Consider the following 22732-nt stretch of genomic DNA (forward strand, 5'->3'; position numbering starts at 1 on the left):
CGTAGTGGTCGTCGCTCTCATTGCATGCCATCACCTCGGATCGGCATCGACCGCAGTGGCGGCTGCGCAGGGGAAGCCGAACCCCACCCCCAAACGCGGCAAGAAGCCGCCTCCTGTGATCGTCACACCGACGAGGGAGGGGACTCGAGCGCGTGCCGATGAGCGGATGATCCATCGATCACCGAAGCCCGCGGGCAAGCCGGGGAAAACGCGGAAGCCAGCTAAGAACGGCCAAGCCAGCAGCGGAGGGAAGCCGTCGTCGCAGCGCCGCGACAGTCCACCGACGTCCCTTGAGGATCAACTACGGCTAGACCTCGGGCTTTGCGGCCGGATGGACCCAACGGGAACCATCCCTGGCCCGGTCAGATGTCGCCCGCCACTGACGGGGAAGCCGGTACCACGGACTCCACCTGGTGGAGTGGTCGTGACTCCACTGCCCGATCCCCGAGATGTCACCTGGGAGATGGTGCTGAGCGAGTCCAGGGATACGCAATTCCCAAAGCTCAAAGTCAACGTACAGCCCGCCGGGCGAACTCTGGTCAACCTGGAAACAATCGTCTACACGGATCCGAAGACGACAACAGTCTTCCCCATCCAACTGCTCGGCTTTCCCGTCATCGTCCAAGCAACACCAATGAGCTACAAGTGGAGTTTTGGCGACGGGACCACAGTGACAACCAGAACACCCGGCAGTCCTTATCCAGCCAAAGAGATCACACACAAATACATGAAGCGAGGCCGTGTCTCGTTGGCAGTCACCGTGAACTACGAAGCTCAGTTCAATGTCGCCGGGACCGGCTGGCAGTACGCGGGTGTCGTGCCCATCACAGGACCTGCCACGCCGCTGCAGGTACGGGAGGCGGTGCCGGTGTTGGTTGAGCCGGAGCGGTAGTTAGGGGTTGGGGTTCAGGTGTTGGCGGATTGTGGTGGTTATGCGTAGTTGGGCGGCTCGGGTTTGGCCGGGGAGGGCGAGGATGTTGGCGAAGCCGTGGACTAGGGAGGGTTCGCAGGTGTGGGTGGTGGGGACGCCGGCTTCGCGGAGGCGGGTGGCGTAGTCGTTGCCTTCGTCGCGTAGGGGGTCGAAGCCTGCGGTGACTACGTAGGCGGGGGCTACGCCGGTGAGGTCTTCGGCGTAGATGGGGGAGACCAAGGGGTTTTTTCGGATGCTCGGGTCCGGGGTGTAGTGGTTCAGGTACCAGGTGATGTCTTCGTCGGTGAGGAAGAAGCCTTCGGCGAAGAGGTCTCGGCTGGGGCGGCGGTAGGCGAGGTCTACCGCGGGATAGAGGAGGACCTGGAGGGCGGGGGACGGTAGGCCGCGCACCACGCATTGCTGGGCTACTACGGCGGAGAGGTTGCCGCCGGCTGAGTCGCCGCCTACTCCTACCAACGAAGGGTCGGCACCTAGGTCTTCGGCGTGTTCTATGGCCCAGCTGAAGGCGGCGATCGCGTCCTCGGCGGCTACGGGGGCCTCGGCCTCGGGGGCTAGGCGGTAGTCGACGGAGAGTACGCGGATGCCCGCCTCTTCGGCCAGATCGCGGCAGTAGGCGTCGTGGCTGTCCAGGTCGCCGACGACCCAGCCGCCGCCGTGGAAGAAGACCAGTAGGCCGCCGCCTGACGACGGCGCCGCGCGCGGGACGTACAGGCGGGCTCCGAGCTGGCCGTCGGCTCCGCGAACGGTGAGTTCGGTCACTCGGAGTAGCTCGCGGGGGTGGCCGGCGACGAGCTTCGACACCGAGAGCAGGTTCGCCCGGGCGGTGGCGACGGACTGCTTCTTTGCGCCCGGCAACAATCCCTCGAGCCGCAGCAGCAGCTGCAGGTCGGGGTCGAGGACATTGCCGTCGATCTGGATCGGGGCGCCCGCCAGCCGCCTCCGGACCGCGGGAGGCAGCGCCGTCACCGGCTTCAGGGCACTGCCTTGTACCGTGGTCAAGGCGGTCCGCAGCAACGTGTCCACTCGACTGTTCACAAGGTGTGACGCTAGCAACAAGCAGCGCCTCGCCGGACAGGCAACCTGCTGTTCATCCAAGGATGGGATGCTGGTCAACGTGGCTGGAGACTTGTTGGCGTCGCACAACCGGGAGTACGACGTCGAGCCCCCGTACGACATCACGGAGGCCGGCGATCTCCCGCAGGACCGGTTCTCGGACCGCGAGCTGAGCTGGCTGGCGTTCAACCAGCGGGTGCTCGAGCTGGCCGAGAGCGACCGTGTGCCGCTGCTCGAGCGCGCCAAGTTCCTGGCCATCTTCGCCAGCAACCTGGACGAGTTCTACATGGTCCGGATCGCCGGGCTGAAGCGCCGCATCGCCGCAGGCGTCGCCGTCCGGGCCGCCAGCGGGCTGTTGCCGCGCGAGGTGCTCGACCGGAGCCTCAACCGCAGCCGTGAGCTGATGGACCGCCAAGCCGAGACCTGGCGCAAGGTCGTGCTGCCCGCGCTGGTCGAGGAGGGCATCGACATCCTCCGCTGGGACGAGCTGAGCCCGGACGAGCGCGACACGATGACCAGGTTCTTCCGGGACCGCGTCTTCCCGGTACTGACCCCGCTCGCCGTCGACCCGTCCCACCCGTTCCCGTACATCTCCGGCCTGTCGCTGAACCTGGCCGTCGTGGTCCGCAACCCCGACACCGGCGGCGAGCACTTCGCCCGGGTGAAGGTGCCGCCGCTGCTGCAGCGGTTCGTCACCGTCGCCGACGGCAAGTTCGTCCCGCTCGAGGACGTCATCGCCGCGCACCTGGGCCAGCTGTTCCCAGGCATGGAGGTGACCCAGCACCACACCTTCCGGGTCACCCGCAACGAGGACCTCGAGGTCGAAGAGGACGACGCGGAGAACCTGCTCGCCGCGCTCGAGAAGGAACTGCTGCGGCGCAAGTTCGGCCCGCCGGTCCGGCTCGAGGTGGAGGAGTCGATCGACCCGCAGGTGCGCGCGCTGCTCGTCTCCGAGCTGGGCGTGACCGAGGCGGAGGTCTTCGAGCTCCCCGGCCCGCTGGACCTGCGCGGCCTCTTCACGATCGCCGCGCTGGACAGGGCCGAGCTCAAGTACCCGGCCTTCGTCCCGTCGACGCACCCGCACCTGGCCGAGGTGGAGACCTCCAACCCGGCTGACATGTTCCACGCGCTCAAGCAGCGCGACGTACTGGTCCACCACCCGTACGACTCGTTCTCGACCAGCGTGCAGCGCTTCATCGAGCAGGCTGCCGCCGACCCGCACGTGCTCGCGATCAAGCAGACCCTGTACCGCACCAGTGGCGACTCGCCGATCGTGGACGCCCTGATCGACGCGGCTGAGTCGGGCAAGCAGGTGCTGGTCCTGGTCGAGATCCAGGCGCGCTTCGACGAGCAGGCCAACATCAAGTGGGCCCGCCAACTCGAGCATGCGGGCTGCCACGTCGTGTACGGCGTGATCGGGCTCAAGACGCACTGCAAGCTGTCCATGGTGGTCCGCGAGGAGCCCGACGGGCTGCGCCGGTACGCCCACATCGGTACCGGCAACTACCACCCCAAGACCGCCCGGCTGTACGAGGACCTCGGCCTACTGACCAGCGACAAGGTCGTCACCGAGGACATCGCGCACCTGTTCAACCACCTGTCCGGGTTCGCCCGCTCCAGCGGCTACCGCCGGCTACTGGTCGCGCCACAGTCGGTACGCCGGGGCCTGCTCGACCGCATCGAGCGAGAGGTCCAGCACCACCTCGCTGGCCGCCCTGCCCGGGTGCGGATCAAGGTGAACAGCCTGGTCGACGAGGCCCTCTCAGATGCGCTCTACCGGGCGTCGCAGGCCGGCGTACCGGTCGAGCTGTGGATCCGGGGCATCTGCACCATTCGGCCGGGTGTGCCCGGGCTGTCGGAGAACATCCGGGTCCGCAGCACTCTGGGCCGGTTCCTCGAGCACAGCCGGGTGTTCTTCTTCGAGAACGGTGGCGAGCCCGAGGTGTGGATCGGGTCGGCCGACCTGATGCACCGCAACCTGGACCGCCGGGTGGAAGTACTGGTCCAGCTGAAGGAGCAGGACCACCTCACCGAGCTCACCGACCTGTTCGACCTCGGTTTCGACGAGCGGACCGGCTCCTGGTGGCTGCAACCCGACGACACGTGGCAAGCGCGGCTGACCGACGCGGACGGCGAACCGCTCCGTGATGTGCAAGAACGCCTGATCGCTACGCGTGGCCGTCGCCGGCAAACGGATCCCACTACTTAAGGTTGACATCGTGAGTAGCCCGGCGACGGTGATCGCCGCGGGTGGTGTGGTGTGGCGGGACGGCCGTGACGGTCGCGAGGTCCTGTTGGTCCACCGCCCGCGGTACGACGACTGGTCCCTCCCCAAAGGCAAGCTGACCCCGCACGAGCACGTGCTGGTCGCGGCTCGCCGGGAGATCGAGGAGGAGACCGGCCAGCAGGTGCTGATCGGTCCGCCGCTCGGCATCCAGCGGTACGACGTCCGCAAGAACGGCGGCACGGTGCCCAAGATGGTGCACTACTGGTCGGCCGAACTGGTCGGGCCCGAGCGCGAGTTCGTACCCAACGACGAGGTCGACAAGCTCGAGTGGCTGCCGATCGAAGGCGCGCGACGCAAGCTCAGCTACCCGCGGGACGTCGAGATCGTCGACGCGCTGGCCAGGGTCACTCCGGTCATCTCGACGCTGGTGCTGATCCGGCACGCGGAGGCGGTCAAGCGCAAGGACTGGGACGGCAAGGACACCAACCGCCCGCTGACCGAGGTCGGCCACGCCACCGCCGAGCGCCTGGTAGAGGTACTGGCCGCTGTCGGCGTCAACCGGATCCGCAGCAGCGACGCCGAGCGATGCATCTCCACCATCAGCCCGTACGCCGCTGGGATCGGCCGCCAGATCCACTTGCACCCGGAGATCTCGGAGCGCGGCTACGAATCCGATCCGTCCGCACTCGAGGGGATGGCCGGCCATTCCTGGAAGCCCGGCAAGATCACCGTGGTCTGCTCGCACCGCCCGGTGCTGCCCGCCTTGTCGAAGGCGCTCGGGTTGAAGGTCGGCAAGTTCTCCCCCGGCGCGTTCCTGATCGCCCATCAACTCGAGGGCGGCCGGCTGGTCTACGAGCGCTTCAGGGCCCCCTGAGCACCTCGGCAGCCTTCGCCGCCAACGCCTCGATCTTCGGGTTCAGCCCGCTGAACTCCGACACGTGCCGCTCGACGATCTCCTGCTGCATCGGAATCTCCGCCTTGTCGATCGCGGCGAACAACCCGCTCGACTTCCCACAGCCGACGAAGGCAAGCGCGAACGCCACCTCAGCCTTACTCGGTTCGTACTCCCGAGCCGGTACCGCCGCCTGCACCTGAGCGTCGGCGGGCAACCCGGCCGGCCGCGGCGTCCGGGCCGGTACTACGGCCGCATGCGCGCCAGGCTTGATCCCGTACTGCGTCAGATCGCCTCGCGGGTCGAAGCTGTCGCCGGCCTTCAGCCGATATCCGCGCCCGGCCAGGCAGCTGGTCAACCCCTTGCTATGGGCAACGATCGTCTGCTGGATCCGCTTCGCCCGGGCCTGCACCATCGAGTTGCCGAGTTCGGCGTACAGCCGGCGCAGGGAGCCGATCTCGCGCGAGTCGCCGAGCGCGGCCCGTGAGGAGGTCTCGCACTTGGCGGAGACCTGATGGAAGGCCGGTTGCGTGCGGGTGATCATCGCCGGCTGGGCCGGTTCCGGCGTACCGAAGCCATGTCTGCGCGCTTCCGCTTCGGTTCGTGGACTGATTGCCGGACGCAACAAAGCAGCGGCTGCCACGCCCGGCCCCGAGCTGAGCTCGCGCTCCTGCGGGTAGCCGTGGTCGGCGAGACAGTCGAGGAACAGCTTGAGATCGGCCTTCTCGATCACCGTCACGTCTGCCTGCCGGTACAGGTCGAACGGCTTCGCTCCCGCGGGCAGCGAGGGCAGCTCGGCCACTCGCGGCGCCGGATCAGAGCCACAGCCGGCCGTCATCACCAGTACAACCGCACCCACGACCGCTGCCACTGCACGCATCGCTCCCCCTTCGAGGCTTCGAGATCTTGCCGGCTGATCGCACAGCGGGGACGGAGGGCGGTCCGTCCCCGCGGCGGACGATCGTCAGCAGTTGCGGCGTTCGTGCTTGTTGTTCTCGTCGTTCAGGTCGTTGGCGAAGTTCGACCACGAACCCGACCGGGCCGGGAACTGCCAGCTGTCGTTGATCCAGTCGCCGGACTCGGTCACGCACACGTTGCTGACCGTGTCGCGGTTCCAGATCGCGCTGGCGTTGTGCCAGAACGGCAGCGTCCGCCCACCGGAGAAGTTGCCTTCGTTCGCGTGCGCCAGCGAGCCGTAGTAGAAGTGCCGCTGGCCGCCACCGCCGCCGGCGTCCTCGCTGAAGCAGATCTCCCCGGAGTTGCAGGCGAACTGTCCGTCGCCGCGGTCGACGGCACCGGCCATCGTCGCACCCGTGACGCCCATGGCCGCCGTCGCGAGCAGCCCCCCGGCGATCCTCGTGATTACGCGCATGTTCCCACTCCCTGGTTTCGGATTCACTGGCCGCCACCGACGGCCTCAGCAGTAGTCAATCCGGTACGTCACCGCGCGACCCGTGTCGTTCGGACACCCTTCACCTGCCCGCACGGACAGGCCGCCGGCAGCAGTCCTGTCCGAAGGGCCAGCTTGACGACGTGGGCCCGGTTCCGCGCCTGGAGCTTGGCCAGCAGGTTGGAGACGTGGAACTTCACCACTCGCTCGCTGCGGTGCAGCCGGCTGGCGATCTCGCGATCGGTGTGGCCGTCGGCGACCAGGCGCAGTACTTCGTGCTCGCTCGGCGTCACGAGTTCGTGGGCTGCTCGCAGTACCGGCGGTTCCTCTGTCAGGGCAGGCGGTTCGTAGCGGAGGATCTCGGCGCCGAGCGTCGGGCTGATCCAGCCGCCAGGTGCCTGGCCGGTACGGATCGCCGGCAGGATCGCGGCGATGTCCTCGGCCGTCGACACGATCCCGTCCACCCCGGCCGCGACGTACTCGCGCAGCTCGGTGACGGTCGGCACGTCCCCGGTGACGAGGACGACCACACTGACCGATTGGCTTCCGGTCGAGTCGCGGACGCGGACCAGGTCGACGATTCCGCGGCCGAGGCCGGTGTCGACCAGCAGTACTTCGATCCCACCCCGCCGGATCGCGGCAGCGGCCTCGGCGTACCCGGCCACCGCGCCGGCGATCTCTATCTGAAGCTGGCCGTCGACCAGCGTGCGGACACCGGCCCTGACCAGCTGGTTCGGTGCCACGATCAGCACCGAGACCCGTTTGGTCTCTAGTTGTTCAGCGAACATCCGGCTTGTCGGCATGTGGTCCCCAGCCTGTCGCCGTCGGTCCCGCGGCCGGAGCGTGCCGCAGGTTACTTTCCTTCCAACAGGCAATCACCAGCGGTCATCGCCTCACAGCAGGCTGCGACAGCTACCGTCCGTGCACAATCTGTTCGATCTCTGCGCAACAGCGGGTGGGCGCTGCCGGATGAGGTCGGCCAGGACGGGTATGTTCCTACCGAGGCGTCCCACCGGGCGCCGGCTCACGGAGAGGTCGGGGCGCCATGACGATGCGGGAGCTCACTCTGATCGGGATCCGGATGGAGTCGCCCAACCGGGCGCCTGTGATGATGCTGCGCGAGACCGAGGGCTATCGCTACCTGCCGATCTCGATCGGTTCGGTCGAGGCCACCGCGATCGCCTACGAGGAACAGGGCCTGCGCCCGTCCCGGCCGCTCACCCACGACCTGATGCGCGACGTGATCGAGGCGTTCGGCGTCACCATCGAGGCGGTCGAGATCGTCGAGCTGCGCGACGCGGTCTTCTACGCCGAACTCGTGCTCGGCAACGGCGCCCGCGTCTCGGCCCGGCCGAGTGACTCGGTCGCCCTCGCGGTCCGCCTCGGCACCCCGATCCGCTGCACCGAGCAGGTCCTCCAGGAGGCCGGCGTGGCCACCCCGGAGGAGGAGCAGGCCGAACTCGAACGCTTCCGCCAGTTCCTCGACGGCGTCCACCCCGAGGATTTCTCCAGCTGACCGATTGCAACAAGCTGCAATCGGACTTCAGTACGCCGTACTCCGTGCGCTAGGTTGCACCCCGACGTACTGGCGGCCGGGGGGCCACTCGCCAGGCAACCATCTCCTGGGGGACCCTCTCGATGCGCAAGCCACTCGCAGCCGTCACGGCTGCCCTGATCCTCGCAAGCGGGACCCAACTCCCCGCCTCGGCCGCCGCAGCTGCGCCGACGGATCTGCAGGTCGGTTGGGCCGACGCCACCACCGGCAAGTACAAGATCACCTGGCAGGACAGTGGCGAGGCGAACCGGGTCAAGATCGAGTACGAGGACAGTGACCCGACCGTCTGGCTGGATACGCCGACAGGCGCTGAGCCGAACGAATACCTCGGGCAGAGCACCAGGCTGCGCCGAAACAAGATCGCCCGGATCATCGTGGTCAACGTCGACGAGACCAACGCCGAGAGTGCCGCGGCCATCTCGCCCTGGTTCGACACCAACCTCCCCGGTGTGGCGGAAATACAGCGGGCCGACGTTCTGGCGACTGGGGCCGTTCAGCTGACCTGGTATCGCGAGCCGGCCCTCCAGGACACGACGCTGAACGACCCGCTCGACCAGCCGTCGACGAACGAGCACGTGATCCCGGCCATCCATCCCACGTCCGGCCCGGTGGAGAGCTTCCCGGCACCGGCCGGGGTCAAGACGGCGACCGTCCCGCCTCGTCCGCGGCCGTACAGCATCAAGGTCCGCACCCAGAACGAGTGGGGCTACGTCATCGCCGACCGTGATTCCACCGTCGAGGTCACGACGCTGACGGCCACGCTCGGCATCCCGGCCGTCGGCCAGTACCTGAGCACCGTCAAGTTCAGCGCCGAGGTCGGGTCGCCGGAGTGCTTCGGGGTGGTCTGCGGATACGGTCCCGTCTACCTGCAGGCCCGCGCCGATGCGACGAAGCCCTGGCGGACCATCGGCAAGTACAACGCCGAACCGCCGAAGTTCTCGGCCTCCATCGGCGTCTACGGCGGCCGGCAGTACCGCCTGTACGTGCCGGCTTGGAGTTACTACAGCTCTGACATCCGGGTCGCCCCGGCGCTCTACACCGCTCCCCGGTACTCCGCTGCGCAGGCCAAGTTCTCCGTCGTCGGGTTCAACACGACCAGCGCCAAGGTCGGTCAGTTGGTCAAGGCAACGGTCAACGTGTTGCCGGCCGGGACGGTGAAGGCCGACCTGCAGTGGTTCGACGGCAAGGTGTGGCGGCATGCGGCGTACATCGCGTTGACCAAGGGCAAAGGCACGTTGAGTTTCAAGGCGTCGGGCCGTGGCACGACGCGGTCCTGGCGAGTGACCGTTCCGAAGATGTCGATGAACGGCCTTCCGATCCTCGCGACCACGAGTCGCACGTTCAAGCTGGCGGTGCGTTGAGATGCGTAGATCTTTTGCTGTCGTAGCGGTCGCAGGGGTTGCCTGCGTCGGAGTTCAGGTGCCCGCTTGGGCGGCTGTGCCCACCGCGCCCACCGACGTACAGGTCGGTTGGAGCGATGCGGCCGCGGGGTTGGTACGGACCAGCTGGACCGACACCGGCGAGGCGAACAAGCTGCGGATCGAGTACAAGGACGGCACTCCTACGGCTGATTGGGCCACGCGTAAGGCGAGCCTGCCGAACGAGGTGATCGGTGGGCAGCCACTGTTCAACAAGATCGCCCGGATCAGAGTCGTTTCGGTGGACACCGCCGGTGCGGAGAGCACCGCGGCCGTGTCGCCGTGGTTCGACACCAATCTGCTCGGGCAGCCGACCGTCACCGCGGCCACCGCGCTGCCGGGCGGTGCGTTGCGACTGGCCTGGAAGCGGACGGCGGTCACCGACTCGACCCCGAACGATCCGCTCGACCTCGCCCCCGGTCCGGAGACGGTCAACCTGAAGGTCGGTATGCCGCACTACGACATGCCCGAGGCGGTCTTCCCGCAGCCGGCCGGTGCGAGCACTGGAGTCGTTCCCGCCCGGGCGCTTCCGTACCCCGCGTTCGTACAGCTACGGAACGAGTGGGGCACGGTGTGGTCGAGGTACGTCATGGCCTCCGACATGAAGCTGTTCCTCCGCAAGGTGCCCGCCTACGGGCAGTACGGCCGGCCGCTGGTCATCGAAGGCCAGGCTGGGCAGGACAGCTGCCTCGACCGGGACTACTGCCGGCTATGGCAGGGCGCCGGGGTCCCCGTGACGATGCAGGCCCGGCCCAGCAAGACCAAGCCCTGGCAGTACGCCGGCCACTACACGGCGTACGCCGACACCATCTACGACAACGTCGGGTTCGAGACCGCGGGCGTCGCGGTCGGCGGCCGTGAGTACCGCTTCTACGTGCCTGCGTGGACGTACCGGTACAAGGACGAATGGGACGTCAGCGCGGCGGTAAGTACGACTGCGCGCTACATCCCCACGCAGTCCTACTTCCGGGTGGTCGGCTTCAACACCTTCACCGCCAAGGTCGGCCAGGCGGTCAAGGCCACGGTCGACGTCCAGCCCGCCGGCACCGTGAAGGCCGACCTGCAATGGTCGGACGGCAAGACCTGGCGCCACGGCGCGTACATCCCCCTCACCAAGGGCAAAGGCACCCTCACCCTCAAGGCCTCAGGCCGAGGCACCACCCGCTCCTGGCGAGTAGTCGTCCCCAAGATGAGCATGAACGGCCTCCCGATCGTGGCCACCGCCAGCCGCACCTTCAAACTCACCGTCCGCTGACCCAAGGATCTCGAGACATGCGAAAGACCCTCCTCGCCGGCACGGCTGCGGTCATGCTCGTCACCAGCCAACTCCCGGCGCAGGCCGCGGCGCAGGCTGCGCCCACAGATCTTCAGCTCAGCTGGTCGGAGACGGCCCAGGGTCAGATCCAGGTCCGCTGGAACGACAATGGTGAAGCGAACAGGGTCTACCGCCAGTACGACGACTCCGATGACCTGATGCTGCTTGCCAGGTCCGGAGCGGCCGGTACGAACGAAAAGCTCGTGCTCACCGACTTCTTCGACGCCAAGCGGACCTCGCGGATCCTGGTGACGACGGTGGATGCCGCAGGGGTCGAGAGCCCGGCGATCAACTCGGCCTGGTTCGATTCACTTCGACCTACGGCGCCTGTCCTCACCAACGCGGACCCGCTGCCCGACCAGTCGCTGCGACTGCGCTGGACCCAGGCTGCGACTCCCGCCGACACAACCCCGGGCGACCCGCTCGACCGCCCGTCGAGCGAGTCGACCGTCGGTCCGGTGATCTGGTGGACCGAGGCGGATGCCGCGAAGACCGAGTTCTTCCTGAAGCCGGCCGGGACCACCAGCGCGGCCGTCCCGCCCCGTCCCAGGCCGTATCCGATCAGTGTCATCGGCAGCAACGAATGGGGCACGACGAGAGCGAGCACGTCGGTCACCTTCGCCACCATGGCACTGACCTTCGCCGTCCCGGCCACGAACGAGTTCGGCCGGGGCATGTGGATGACCGGCGTCGTCGGAGCGCAGGACTGCGGGCCGACATTGCCGACCTGCCGCAAGAACTACCCCGTCTCGATGACGCTGCAGACGAGGGCCGATGCGACCAAGCCCTGGAGCTACTTCGGCCGGTACGTCGAAGACGGTCAGTACCAGACCCTCGCCAACGCCCTCGGCAGCCAGCAGTACCGGATGACTGTGCCGAGCTGGAAGTACCTGGACGACTCGCACTGGACGGTGACGGCACCGGTGTCGACCTCGGCGCGGTACTCCGCCACGAAGACGCGCTTCTTCACAGCCTGGTTCAACAAGCGCAGCGCGACGGTCGGGCAGGTGGTCAAGCTGGCTGTGTGGATCAAGCCGGAAGCAACAGTCCGGGCGGATCTGCAATGGTGGGACGGGAAGGTCTGGCACCACGGGGCATACGTCCAACTGGTCAAGGGCAAAGGCGCCCTGAACGTCAAGGCGTCCGGCCGCGGCACCACCCGCTCGTGGCGGGTCCTGGTCCCGAAGATGTCGTACTACGGCAAGCCGATCGAGGCGACCGGCAGCCGCGCCTTCAAACTCGCCGTCAGCTGAGCCGGCGCCGGAATTGCAGGTAGTTGCAGTTCCGGCGAGGTTCTTGCTGGTGGCAACGGGTTCGCGGATGGCAATTGGTGCAAAGCGATTCGGCCTCCGGGGTCGGGATTCATCCGTTGTTCACGTCCGGCTCCTTGGCTCGGGGTGTCCACAAGGGCGACTTCGACGACTGGGGAGCACGAACGTGCGGAAGAAGATTTTGGCGGTACTGGCGCTGGCCGTGGCGATGATCGGGGCGACCGCGTTGCCGGCGGCGGCGCGGAATGTCAACGACACTCATTCCTTCAGCAACTGCAAGTACAACTACCAGATCATGGACCAGGGACTGGGCAAGGAAGTCGGGTATGCCGCGCAGTTCTGGATCAAGGTGTTCCCGCAGGGGCAGAGCACCTGGGCGGCCGGGTCGGGGTGCAAGCTCAAGTTGCGGATCCTCTACAAGCAACCGCAGACCAACGAGTGGGCCGAGTACAACACCGTCTACACCGCCAACAAGCGCAACGGTGAGATCTGGAACCACACCAACAGCCGGCAGTCGGTCGGCGTGATGCGGGTCATCGCCACCGTCTGCAAGGGCACCATCTACGTCTGCGGCTCGTCGAAGACGACCACAGCCCAGATGTAGCGATTCCGGACCAGCCGGCTCGCGTCTACTCTTGGCGCGGGCCGGTTTCGCGGTGGCGCGGGATGCGCTGAGCGTTACCGAAACGTGAGCAAATGACCGTTTCAGGTGACTCAGCGTTACGGGTCTTAACTCAGTTCACCTGTTGGCCGCCTGGCGGCACGCCACGCGTCGCACACGCTATTGGAACCGTTCACCGCTCGTTCACCGGCGACGGACCGGTCGGTCACTTGGTCTGCCTACCGTCTGTGGAAGTTCAACAAGTCTGAATCCTGCAGAAGGGCAACACTCTCGTGTCCGTCAATCGCCTGCTCCGCGTCGGCACCGTCGCCGTGGCATCCCTCGGCGTCCTCGCCCTGAGCGCCTGTGGCTCCGACCCGGAGCCCGCCGGCTCCTCGAGCCCGGGCAGCAACACTTCCTCCACCGGGGGCGACTGCCCGAAGGGCACCCTGAACGCCGAGGGCTCCTCGGCGCAGAAGAACGCCATCGAGGAAGTCATCTCCAAGTACAACGAGAAGTGCGCCGACGTCACGGTGAACTACAACCCGACCGGTTCCGGTGCGGGCATCAAGCAGTTCAACGCGAACCAGGTCGACTTCGCCGGTTCCGACTCGGCCCTCAAGACCGAGGGCGTGGACGGCGCCGAGCCGGAGACGGCCCAGGCCGCCAAGCGCTGCCAGAACAACCCGGCGCTGGACCTGCCGATGGTGATCGGCCCGATCGCGATCGCGTACAACGTCGACGGTCTGCAGAAGCTGGTCCTCGACGGCCCGACCGCCGCGAAGATCTTCCAGGGCGCCATCAAGACCTGGAACGACCCGGCGATCGCCAAGCTGAACGCGGGCGTCACGCTCCCGTCGGCCCCGATCTCGGTCTTCTTCCGCTCCGACGAGTCCGGTACCACCGAGAACTTCACCAAGTACCTGGCCGCCTCCGGCGCGGGTGCCTGGACCGGCAAGCCGGCCAAGAAGTGGACCGGCACCGGCGCCGGCAAGGACAAGTCCGCGGGTGTCGCCGAGGGCGTCAAGAGCACCAAGAACTCGATCACCTACGTCGAGTGGTCCTACGCGGTCGACAACAAGCTCGGCATCGCGCAGATCGACAACGGTTCGGGCACCCCGGTCGAGCTGACCGCCGAGTCCGCGGGCAAGGCGCTGGCCGCCGCGAAGCCGGCCGGTACCGGTAGCGACCTGGCGCTGAAGCTGGACTACGCGACCAAGGAGGCGGGCGCCTACCCGATCATCCTGGCCACGTACGAGGTCGTCTGCAGCAAGGGCCTGCCGGCCGAGAAGACCGCGATGGTGAAGAGCTTCCTCAGCTACTTCGCGAGCAAGGACGGCCAGGCTGCCCTGACCGATCTGAACTACGCGCCGCTGCCGGAAGAGATCCGGATCAAGGTCGACGCCGCGATCCAGTCGATCAGCTGACGAAAACCTTTGCCACCTGCGAGCCCCGGCCGGTCCGAGTTCATCTCAGACGGCCGGGGCTTCGGCTCGTGGTCTGACCCGACCACCCGACCCAGGCGCTTGGAGCACCATCGATGAGTAGTCCAGACGGCACGGAACCGCCAGACCGGCCGGAAGGCACGCAGGAACCCCGGATCGAGGACCTGGTCCACGAGACGTCCGGCCCCACCCCGCGGTTCGAGGGTCTGGCCGGGGAACACGCCGAGCACGAGGCTGCCGAGCACCCGGCCGCTGCGGCTACGGCAGAGACCACGGACAGCCGGAAGGGACTCGACCTGGGCCCCGTCGGACACCTCGGGGACCGGCTGTTCGCCGGGATGGCCCGCGGCTCCGGCGGCCTGGTGGTCGCGATCGTCGCGTTCGTCGGGATCTTCCTGCTGGCGCTGGCGATCCCCGCGCTGGCCGACAACGAGGGCAACTTCCTCTTCTCCCGCACCTGGCTGCCCGGTGGCGACCACCCGAACTTCGGCATCGCGGCCCTGTTCTACACCACCTTGATCAGCTCGCTGATCGCGATGGCGGTGGCGGTCCCGATCGCGATCGGCGTCGCGTTGTACATCACGTACTACGCTCCGCCGCGCCTCGCCCGTCCGGTCGCCTCGGTGGTCGACCTGCTCGCCGCCGTACCGTCGATCATCTACGGCCTGTGGGGCATCGTCTTCTTCGCGCCGGTGATCCAGCCGGTGTCGCACGCGATCTCCGACGTCCTGGGCTGGGTCCCGCTGTTCAAGGAAGCGGCCAACGCCGACCGCGGCACCGTCTTCACCGCGGGCCTGGTGCTGGCCATCATGATCCTGCCGGTGATCACCGCGATCAGCCGGGAGATCTTCGCGCAGACCCCGGTCACCCACCGCGAGGGCGCCCTGGCGCTCGGCTCGACCAAGTGGGAGATGATCCGGATGGCCGTCCTGCCCTACGGGCGCTCCGGCGTGACGAGCGCCGCCATGCTCGGCCTCGGCCGGGCCCTCGGCGAGACCGTCGCGGTGATGATCATCTTGTCCCAGCCGAACCCGATCGCGCCGTGGGACCCGTCGATCTTCGCCGGCGGTGAGACCTTCGCCTCGAAGATCGCCTCCAGCGCGGCCGAGCTCGACACCCCGGCCAAGACCGGCGCCTTCATCGCGGCCGGCCTGGTGCTGTTCGTCGTCACCTTCATCGTCAACTCGGCGGCCCGGATCATCGTCGCCCGCTCGGGCCCCGGCGCCAAGCGCCGCACTCGCCGGCCGAAGCCCGCCGCCAAGCAAGGAGCGCCCGCGTGAGCACCATCGCCGCGAACCGTCCGCAGTACGACGGCAAGGTTCTCGACCTGACCGGCAGGTCCGGCGCCCGCGCGTTCCGCAACCTGCTGGCCACGGTGCTGATCTCGCTGTGCTTCCTGATCGCGCTGATCCCGCTGTGCTGGATCCTCTGGACGGTCGTCTCGAAGGGCTACCACCTGGTGCTGGACGCCAACTGGTGGTCGCAGTCGCAGCGCGGTATCACCTCCCGCCGCGCGGGTGGCGGCGCGTACCACGCGCTGGTCGGCAGCCTGATCATGGCGCTGATCTGCGCGGTGATCGCGGTGCCGCTCGGCATCCTCGGCGCGGTCTACCTGATCGAGTACGGCAAGGGCGGCAGGGGCGCCAAGGTCGTCAGCTTCATGGTCGACATCCTGACCGGTGTCCCGTCGATCGTCGCGGCGCTGTTCGTCTACGCGGTCTGGGTCACCATCCTCGGCCAGAACCGGATCGGCTTCGCGGTGTCGCTGTCGCTGGTCCTGCTGATGATGCCGGTCGTCCTGCGCTCCACCGAGGAGATGCTCAAGCTGGTACCGGACGAACTGCGCGAGGCGTCGTACGCGCTCGGGGTGCCGAAGTGGAAGACGATCCTGAAGATCGTCGTGCCGACCGCGTTCGGCGGCATCATCACCGGCGTGATGCTCGGGCTGGCCCGGGTGATCGGTGAGACCGCGCCGCTGCTGATCCTGGTCGGCTACTCCAAGGTGATCAACTACAACCCGTTCTCGGGCTTCATGGGCGCGCTGCCGACCATGATCAACAACGACCGTGGCGACATGGCCCTGCCGGCCGCCGCGGACCGGGTCTGGGCAGCGGCACTGACGCTGATCCTCCTGGTCCTGGCCCTCAACCTGCTGGCCCGGCTGATCGCCAGGTTCAGCACCATCAAGTCCAAATAGAGATGAGGTTCTGAGCCGATATGGCTAAGCGCATCGAGGTCAGCGGCCTCAACGTCTACTACGGCGATTTCAAGGCCGTTGAGGACGTGTCGATGACGATCGAGCCCCGCTCGGTCACCGCGTTCATCGGCCCGTCCGGCTGCGGCAAGTCCACTTACCTGCGCACCCTGAACCGGATGCACGAGGTGATCCCCGGCGCCCGGGTCGAGGGCAAGGTGCTGCTGGACCAGCAGGACCTGTACGCGACCGGGGTCGACCCGGTGGCGGTCCGCCGCGTCGTCGGCATGGTGTTCCAGCGGCCGAACCCGTTCCCGACGATGTCGATCTTCGACAACGTCGCATCCGGCCTGAAGCTGAACGGCGTCAAGGACAAGAAGAAGCTCACCGAGGTGGTCGAGGCGTCGCTGAAGGGCGCCAACCTCTGGAACGAGGTCAAGGACCGGCTGGACAAGCCCGGCTCGGGCCTGTCCGGTGGTCAGCAGCAGCGGCTGTGCATCGCCCGGGCGATCGCCGTCGAGCCCGAGGTGATCTTGATGGACGAGCCCTGCTCGGCCCTCGACCCGATCTCGACGCTCGCGATCGAGGACCTGATCGAGAAGCTGAAGGACCGGTTCACCGTCGTCATCGTGACCCACAACATGCAGCAGGCGGCCCGGGTCTCCGACCAGACCGCCTTCTTCAACCTGTCGGCCACCGGCAAGCCCGGCCGGCTGATCGAGATGGGCCCGACCAAGCAGATCTTCTCCAACCCGAACGAGAAGGCCACCGAGGACTACATCACCGGCCGCTTCGGCTGAGCCGATCCCCGGTACTACGCAACGCGCCCGTGCCCGCCGCGCTCTGGATCCCTTGCCTGCAAGGGTTCAGACGCAGAGGGTGCGGGCGTAGTTGACTCTGGCCAGCGTGTCGGCGACCTGGGTCGGGTTGGCCGCGGCCACATGCGTGTTGTGCGTGCGGGCGCCGTGCTGCACGGTCACCTGGACGAAGCCGGTCGTCTTGCGCTCCTTGATCAGCAGGAACAGCAGCCCGAGCAGGCAGAACAGGAAGAAGATGATCGCCAGCACGATGGCGTAGGCGGGGATCTTCTCCTCGGTCCGGGTCATGTCCATCGCCGACCAGTTCGTGCCCTGGGTGGGCAGCACACCGGCGGGCGTGACGATCCGGTACTGCTCGACGGAGATGTCCCCGATCGTCACCAGCACCGGCCCGGCCGGCAGCGCCTGGGCCGGCGGCTGCACCGGTTGGCCCTGGACCTGCTGGTACTGCGGGTTCTGCGGAGCCTGGTACTGCGGGGCGCCGTACTGCGGGGCCATCGGCAACTGATCCTGCGGACCCGGCTGCTGCGGGACCGGGGGCTGCGGCGGCTGCTGCTGGAAGGGCTCGAGCTGCTGGCCGTTCTCATCTGGCAAAGGAGGCTGGGTCACTGGGACACCTTAGTGTCTCAATTCAGATTGCGGGCGACCCCATAGACGACCAATAGAACGGCCAGCGCGCGGAGCAGCCATTTCAGCGTCACCGGGCTGATTCGCAGCCGGGGCAGCTTGATCAGCCGGGCGCTCTCCAGACCCCAGGTGAGCAGTTGGTAGCCGACGGCAACACCGATCAGCGGGCCGAGGACCAGTACGACCGGGTTGAAGTGCCAGGCGGCGTCCAGATCGCCACGCAGCAACGCTGCCGCCATCCTGGTCGCTCCGCAGAACGGGCAGTTCAGCCCGGTAGTGGCGTGGAGCAAACAAGGGATGCCGAGGTGCAGTGAGCCGGACAGCTGATAGACACCTGCGAGAGCGAACCCGCCGACACCGACGCCGGCCACGCCGAGCACTCGGCGGTCGAGCGGTTCGACCGGCCCACGCGGCCGGAGTACGACAGCTTGCTGTGTCAGGGTCACATCCACCAAGGTATCTCCTACCGCAGGCAACTTGATGGGATCCGCCAAGGCAGCTGATCCGTCAGAGCGCTACCACTCCTCATGTCAGTAGAAGGGATCGTCGTGAGCACTCCGACGCCACCGCCGGGTTACGGCCCGCAAGACCCGAACCAACCGGGTCAGTACGGCCAACAGCCTGGTCAGTACGGCCAGCAGCCAGAGCAGCCTGGCCAGTACGGGCAACCGCCGGAGCAGCCCGGTCAGTACGGTCAGCCTGGCCAGCAGCCGGAGTACGGGCAGCAGCCCGGCTACGGCCAGCCGGCGGCGCCGCAGTACGGGCAGCAGCCTGGGTATGGGCAGCAGCAGCCGGGTTACGGGCAGCCGCCGGCGCAGTACGGGCAACCGCAGTACGGGCAGCAGCAGCCTGGTTATCCGCAGCAGTACGGGCAGCAGCCGGGCTATGGCGCTCCTACGGGCACGCTGGCCGAGTGGCCGCTGCGGGCCGGTGGCGCGATCATCGACTCCCTGCTGGTCGCCGTGCCGTACGCCATCGGTCTTGCGCTCGGCCGGTCGGTCAGCAGCATCTTCCTGCTGCTCTTCGTCCTGATCGCGATCGGCGTCGGGATCTGGAACGTCGTCATCAAGCAGGGCAACGAGGGCCAGACGGTCGGCAAGTCGGTGGTCAAGATCAAGCTGATCGACGCCGCCACCGGACAGCCGGTCGGTCCGGCCAAGGCGTTCGTCCGCCAGCTCACCCACTTCCTCGACGGCGTGGTCTGCTACGTCGGCTACCTGTGGCCGCTGTGGGACGAGAAGAAGCAGACCTTCGCGGACAAGATCAACAACACGCTGGTCGTCAAGCTGTGACAACGCCTCCGAACGGTCCCGAGGACCAGCCGCAGTACGGGCAACCTCCGCAGTACGGCCAGCCTGGTCAGCCGCAGTACGGGCAACCCGGTCAGCCGCAGTACGGACAGCCTGGGCCGCAGTACGGTCAGCCTCAGTACGGGCAACCTGGTCCGCCGCAGTACGACCAGCCGATGTACGGGCAGCAGGGCTTCGGCTACGGCGGCCCTGGTGGGTCCGAGCTGGCTGACTGGGGATCACGGGTCGGTGCGTCGCTCCTGGACGGTCTGCTCTCCGGCATCCCCGGCCTGATCGCGTACGGGATCTTCATCGCCAACGTGATCGCCAACTCCGACGGCGACAGCTACACCACCGCTGGCGAGGGTCCCAGCGCGTTCGCCGTCATCGTGCTGATCATCGGCGTCCTGGCCAGCATCGGCCTGTGGGTGTGGAACAGGGTGATCCGGCAGGGCAAGACCGGCCAGAGCGTCGGCAAGAGCGTGCTGAAGATCAAGCTGGTCGACGCGACCTACTTCCAGCCGATCGGCGCCGGCAAGTCGCTGCTGCGTGACATCCTGCGCGGCATCTTCGACCAGGCCTGCCTGCTCAACGCGCTGTGGCCGCTGTGGGACGACAAGAAGCAGACCTGGCACGACAAGGTGATGAGCACGTACGTCATCAAGGTCTAGCGAGACAGCAGCAGACCGGCGCAGGTGACGGCCCACAGCACACTGGTGAAGGTGCCGATGATGAATCGCTCCGCCACCGCTGTGGGCGTCACCGACGCCGGCTGGTCCGGACTACGCAGCTCCGGATACCGCGCGAGGCCCTTGATGGCCAGCACGATCGCGATGCCCTCGGGCCAGCCCGCCACGATCGAGCCGTAGATGGCTCCGCGCTCCAGGGCGCCGATCAGCGCACCACCGCGGAGCACCTCGCCCGCCTGCTGGGTCGACTGCGACCTGGTGTTGCCCCGGTCGACCAGCGCCAGCACCGACGTCGTCAGCGGACCTCCACCAGCTACTGCGAGGCCGCCGGAGACCATGAGGAGGATGTTCCACCAGGCCTCCCGCCAGCCCTGTACGCCGTGCCCGGCCAGCAGCAGGATGCCGGTCGCCGTCAGGCAGGCCAGCATCACGCCACTGAGCACGATCTCCAGCGTGGCGCCCGACTTGGGCACCCACGCCACGACGGCGAGCACCAGAGCCACCCCAGTCAGCACCAGTACCACTGCCGTCATGCAACCTCCCCAGCCTCGAGCAACTCTGCCGCGAGCACCCGTCCGCGCTGTTCCTCCGCGAAACCGGCCGCCTGCGCCCGCTGGGTGACAGCGGACTGGCTGATCCCCAGCTTGACGCCGATCTCCCGCCTGGTGAGCCCCTCGGCCAGCAGGTCGGCCACTGCCCACCCGCGCTCGCTCCTGCGACGCAGTACCGACGCCATCAGCCACAGGACGCTCTCGACCTGCTCCGCCGCGTGCTCGTTCGCACCGACGACGTTGACGTGGTGCGGGCTCGCCTTGGCCCGGTTGACCGCCTCGCGGGCGAAGACGAACGCCTCCCCGCTACCTGCCCTGGTACTCCGGGGCAGTGGCTGGTCGACAGCGCCGACGCCCAGACCCACGTACCAGGTGTCCGCGCGGAGCAGCTGCACGATGACGTCGACCGTTGCCCGGGCCTCGGACAGAACGCCTTGGACCTCGTCGCCGGCCGTGCGCTCGAACTTGCGCAGCAGGCCGATCCGGCGCGGCCGCCGGTTCAGCGTATTCAGTAGCTCGGGTACGAGATCGCCGATGCTCCGGCTTCCTCGCTGATCTACCGTGAGAACGAAGACCACCGCCTTGCACCTCCTTCCCGACGCAGGTTAAGGCTACAGTCTTATTCACTCAGAGTGAAGGCAAAAACCTGAACCGGTTCGCCCGATCACCCACCGTGATCGCCCCGCTGGCCACCGATCCCCCAATTCTCCGCTGAAATCGGCCGGATCCGCACCCCGACTCACCCCCACCCTCACACGGAGTCAGGATGTTTTCGGGTGCTTCGGAGCGCGGACCGGCGAGTCTAGATTTGTTCCGAATGCAAGCTCAGTCGGCCAGCGGCAGGTAGAGCTTGGAGTCTTTCGCCTTGAAGGTTTCTGACATCTCGGCGAAGCCTGCTTCGATCGCTTCGGCGGAGTCGAGGCCGTTTTCCTCGGCGTACTTGCGGATGTCGGCGGTGATCCGCATCGAGCAGAACTTCGGGCCGCACATCGAACAGAAGTGGGCCGTCTTGGCGGGCTCGGCCGGGAGGGTCTGGTCGTGGTACGAGCGGGCCGTGTCGGGATCCAGCGACAGGTTGAACTGGTCCTCCCAGCGGAACTCGAACCGGGCCCTCGACAGCGCGTCGTCCCAGTCCTGCGCGCCCGGATGACCCTTGGCCAGATCGGCTGCGTGGGCAGCGATCTTGTACGTGATCACGCCGGTCTTGACGTCGTCTCGGTCCGGCAGGCCGAGGTGCTCCTTCGGCGTCACATAGCAGAGCATCGCCGTTCCCAGCCAGCCGATCTGGGCCGCGCCGATCGCGCTGGTGATGTGGTCGTAGGCCGGCGCGACATCGGTTGCCAACGGCCCCAATGTGTAGAACGGCGCCTCGCCGCAGAGCTCCTCCTCGAGCCGCACGTTCTCCGCGATCTTGTGCATCGGCACGTGCCCCGGGCCCTCGATCATCACCTGGACGTCGTGCTCCCAGGCGATCCTGGTCAGCTCCCCCAGCGTCCGCAGCTCGGCGAACTGGGCCGCGTCGTTCGCGTCCGCGATGCACCCCGGCCGCAGTCCGTCGCCGAGTGAGAAAGTCACGTCGTAGGAGCGCAGGATCTCGCACAGCTCGGCGAAATGCGTGTACAGGAAGGACTCCTGATGATGCGCCAGACACCAGGCCGCCATGATCGAGCCACCCCGCGAGACGATCCCGGTGATCCGCTGGGCCGTCAACGGCACGTACCGGAGCAGTACTCCGGCGTGCACGGTCATGTAGTCGACGCCCTGCTCGCACTGCTCGATCACCGTGTCGCGGTAGACCTCCCAGGTGAGCTCGGTCGGATCGCCCTTCACCTTCTCCAGCGCCTGGTAGAGCGGGACCGTGCCGATCGGGACCGGCGAGTTGCGCAGGATCCATTCGCGGGTCGCGTGGATGTTCTTGCCGGTGGACAGGTCCATCACCGTGTCCGCGCCCCAACGAGTGGCCCAGACGAGCTTCTCCACCTCCTCCTCGACCGAGCTGGAGACGGCCGAGTTGCCGATGTTCGCGTTCACCTTCACCAGGAACTTCTTCCCGATGATCATCGGCTCGGACTCCGGATGCTTGTGGTTGGCCGGGATCACGGCCCGCCCCCGCGCCACCTCGTCGCGCACGAACGAAGGCTCGACACCTTCCCGTACTGCGATGTAGCGCATCTCCTCCGTGATGACGCCGGCCCTGGCCTGCGCCAACTGGGTCAGCGGCTCACGGCCGGCGATCCAGTCCCGGCGTACCGGCGGAAGGCCCGCCTGGACGTCGATCTCGGCCGTCACGTCCGTGTACGGCCCCGAGGTGTCGTACAGGTCGAAGTGCTCCCCGTTGGTGAGGTGCACCCGCCGCTGCGGAACCCTCAGCTCACCGGTGTAGATCTTCTCCGATCCAGAGATCGGCCCAGTGGTCACCTGAGGGCGGACAGAGTTGTCGATAGATGTCACGATGCTGCTCCCTAC

23 protein-coding genes are annotated in these 22732 nt (G+C 67.3%); 14 read left to right on the plus strand and 9 right to left on the minus strand.

Annotated elements, in window-relative coordinates:
* Nucleotides 1-424: 424 nt before the first annotated feature.
* Nucleotides 425-892, plus strand: coding sequence for a PKD domain-containing protein (locus tag ABD116_RS16235; protein ID WP_343969934.1), 468 nt, complete (start codon nucleotides 425-427; stop codon nucleotides 890-892).
* On the opposite strand, the gene ABD116_RS16240 is transcribed toward ABD116_RS16235, so the two are convergent.
* Nucleotides 893-1966 (minus strand): alpha/beta hydrolase, encoded by a 1074-nt coding sequence (locus ABD116_RS16240; RefSeq protein ID WP_343969937.1) that lies wholly within the window; start codon nucleotides 1964-1966, stop codon nucleotides 893-895.
* Between the two features lie 67 nt (nucleotides 1967-2033).
* On the opposite strand from ABD116_RS16240, the gene ABD116_RS16245 reads away from it, so the two are divergent.
* Both ABD116_RS16245 and ABD116_RS16250 read left to right on the plus strand, forming a co-directional pair.
* Nucleotides 2034-4193, plus strand: coding sequence for an RNA degradosome polyphosphate kinase (locus ABD116_RS16245; RefSeq protein WP_343969940.1), 2160 nt, complete (start codon nucleotides 2034-2036; stop codon nucleotides 4191-4193).
* Between the two features lie 10 nt (nucleotides 4194-4203).
* On the plus strand, nucleotides 4204-5085 hold the full coding sequence (locus tag ABD116_RS16250; RefSeq protein ID WP_343969943.1) for an NUDIX hydrolase: 882 nt from the start codon (nucleotides 4204-4206) through the stop codon (nucleotides 5083-5085).
* On the opposite strand, the gene ABD116_RS16255 is transcribed toward ABD116_RS16250, so the two are convergent.
* From ABD116_RS16255 to ABD116_RS16265, 3 genes are all read right to left on the minus strand, one after another.
* Nucleotides 5072-5983: a hypothetical protein gene (locus ABD116_RS16255; RefSeq protein WP_343969946.1), complete on the minus strand. Its 912-nt coding sequence runs from the start codon at nucleotides 5981-5983 to the stop codon at nucleotides 5072-5074. The two genes, ABD116_RS16250 and ABD116_RS16255, sit on opposite strands and share 14 nt — an antisense overlap.
* Before the next feature lie 84 nt (nucleotides 5984-6067).
* Nucleotides 6068-6475: a hypothetical protein gene (locus tag ABD116_RS16260; protein ID WP_343969949.1), complete on the minus strand. Its 408-nt coding sequence runs from the start codon at nucleotides 6473-6475 to the stop codon at nucleotides 6068-6070.
* A 68-nt stretch (nucleotides 6476-6543) separates the two neighbouring features.
* A complete protein-coding gene (locus tag ABD116_RS16265; RefSeq protein ID WP_343969952.1) occupies nucleotides 6544-7296 on the minus strand; it encodes a helix-turn-helix transcriptional regulator in 753 nt (250 codons plus the stop codon).
* A gap of 248 nt (nucleotides 7297-7544) precedes the next feature.
* Between ABD116_RS16265 and ABD116_RS16270 the strand changes: the two genes are divergently transcribed.
* The 9 genes from ABD116_RS16270 to pstB all read left to right on the plus strand — a co-directional run bounded on the left by ABD116_RS16270 (nucleotide 7545) and on the right by pstB (nucleotide 17092).
* Entirely contained in the window at nucleotides 7545-8009 is a 465-nt protein-coding gene (locus ABD116_RS16270) for a bifunctional nuclease family protein (RefSeq protein ID WP_203589974.1), read from the plus strand.
* 122 nt (nucleotides 8010-8131) lie between these two features.
* A complete protein-coding gene (locus ABD116_RS16275) occupies nucleotides 8132-9409 on the plus strand; it encodes a hypothetical protein (protein ID WP_343969955.1) in 1278 nt (425 codons plus the stop codon).
* A gap of 1 nt (nucleotide 9410) precedes the next feature.
* Nucleotides 9411-10721 carry a hypothetical protein gene (locus ABD116_RS16280; RefSeq protein ID WP_343969958.1) on the plus strand — a complete coding sequence of 437 codons (1311 nt, stop codon included), beginning with the start codon at nucleotides 9411-9413 and terminating at the stop codon, nucleotides 10719-10721.
* Nucleotides 10722-10738: 17 nt separating this feature from the next.
* On the plus strand, nucleotides 10739-12034 hold the full coding sequence (locus ABD116_RS16285; protein WP_343969961.1) for a hypothetical protein: 1296 nt from the start codon (nucleotides 10739-10741) through the stop codon (nucleotides 12032-12034).
* Nucleotides 12035-12218: 184 nt separating this feature from the next.
* Nucleotides 12219-12656, plus strand: a complete 438-nt coding sequence (locus tag ABD116_RS16290; protein WP_343969964.1) for a hypothetical protein — start codon at nucleotides 12219-12221, stop codon at nucleotides 12654-12656.
* Between the two features lie 290 nt (nucleotides 12657-12946).
* Entirely contained in the window at nucleotides 12947-14080 is a 1134-nt protein-coding gene (gene pstS / locus ABD116_RS16295; RefSeq protein WP_343969967.1) for a phosphate ABC transporter substrate-binding protein PstS, read from the plus strand.
* Between the two features lie 314 nt (nucleotides 14081-14394).
* A complete protein-coding gene (pstC, locus tag ABD116_RS16300) occupies nucleotides 14395-15378 on the plus strand; it encodes a phosphate ABC transporter permease subunit PstC (RefSeq protein WP_343970972.1) in 984 nt (327 codons plus the stop codon).
* On the plus strand, nucleotides 15375-16295 hold the full coding sequence (gene pstA, locus ABD116_RS16305; RefSeq protein ID WP_343969970.1) for a phosphate ABC transporter permease PstA: 921 nt from the start codon (nucleotides 15375-15377) through the stop codon (nucleotides 16293-16295). Before pstC ends, pstA begins: the two co-directional genes overlap by 4 nt.
* Nucleotides 16296-16315: 20 nt before the next feature.
* The gene (gene pstB, locus ABD116_RS16310; RefSeq protein WP_343969973.1) at nucleotides 16316-17092 is read left to right on the plus strand and encodes a phosphate ABC transporter ATP-binding protein PstB; all 777 of its coding nucleotides are present in this window, start codon (nucleotides 16316-16318) and stop codon (nucleotides 17090-17092) included.
* 66 nt (nucleotides 17093-17158) lie between these two features.
* Here pstB and ABD116_RS16315 read toward each other — a convergent pair whose 3' ends face one another.
* Together ABD116_RS16315 and ABD116_RS16320 are read right to left on the minus strand one after the other, a co-directional pair.
* Nucleotides 17159-17719, minus strand: coding sequence for a hypothetical protein (locus tag ABD116_RS16315; protein WP_343969976.1), 561 nt, complete (start codon nucleotides 17717-17719; stop codon nucleotides 17159-17161).
* A gap of 17 nt (nucleotides 17720-17736) precedes the next feature.
* Nucleotides 17737-18183 (minus strand): DUF2752 domain-containing protein, encoded by a 447-nt coding sequence (locus ABD116_RS16320; protein WP_343969979.1) that lies wholly within the window; start codon nucleotides 18181-18183, stop codon nucleotides 17737-17739.
* Between the two features lie 102 nt (nucleotides 18184-18285).
* Here ABD116_RS16320 and ABD116_RS16325 point away from each other — a divergent pair, with 102 nt between their 5' ends.
* Both ABD116_RS16325 and ABD116_RS16330 read left to right on the plus strand, forming a co-directional pair.
* Complete coding sequence (locus ABD116_RS16325) at nucleotides 18286-19029, plus strand: RDD family protein (RefSeq protein ID WP_343969982.1); 744 nt, start codon at nucleotides 18286-18288, stop codon at nucleotides 19027-19029.
* Complete coding sequence (locus ABD116_RS16330; RefSeq protein WP_343969985.1) at nucleotides 19026-19697, plus strand: RDD family protein; 672 nt, start codon at nucleotides 19026-19028, stop codon at nucleotides 19695-19697. The genes ABD116_RS16325 and ABD116_RS16330 overlap by 4 nt, the downstream gene beginning before the upstream one ends.
* On the opposite strand, the gene ABD116_RS16335 is transcribed toward ABD116_RS16330, so the two are convergent.
* The 3 genes from ABD116_RS16335 to thiC form a co-directional block, all read right to left on the minus strand.
* A complete protein-coding gene (locus ABD116_RS16335; protein WP_343969988.1) occupies nucleotides 19694-20248 on the minus strand; it encodes a hypothetical protein in 555 nt (184 codons plus the stop codon). The genes ABD116_RS16330 and ABD116_RS16335 overlap by 4 nt on opposite strands.
* A complete protein-coding gene (locus ABD116_RS16340) occupies nucleotides 20245-20844 on the minus strand; it encodes a transposase (RefSeq protein ID WP_343969991.1) in 600 nt (199 codons plus the stop codon). The genes ABD116_RS16335 and ABD116_RS16340 overlap by 4 nt, the downstream gene beginning before the upstream one ends.
* 247 nt (nucleotides 20845-21091) lie before the next feature.
* Nucleotides 21092-22717 carry a phosphomethylpyrimidine synthase ThiC gene (thiC, locus tag ABD116_RS16345; protein ID WP_343969994.1) on the minus strand — a complete coding sequence of 542 codons (1626 nt, stop codon included), beginning with the start codon at nucleotides 22715-22717 and terminating at the stop codon, nucleotides 21092-21094.
* Nucleotides 22718-22732: the final 15 nt, after the last annotated feature.

Origin of the sequence: Kribbella koreensis (assembly GCF_039525325.1) — a bacterium.
GTDB classification, from domain to species: domain Bacteria; phylum Actinomycetota; class Actinomycetes; order Propionibacteriales; family Kribbellaceae; genus Kribbella; species Kribbella koreensis.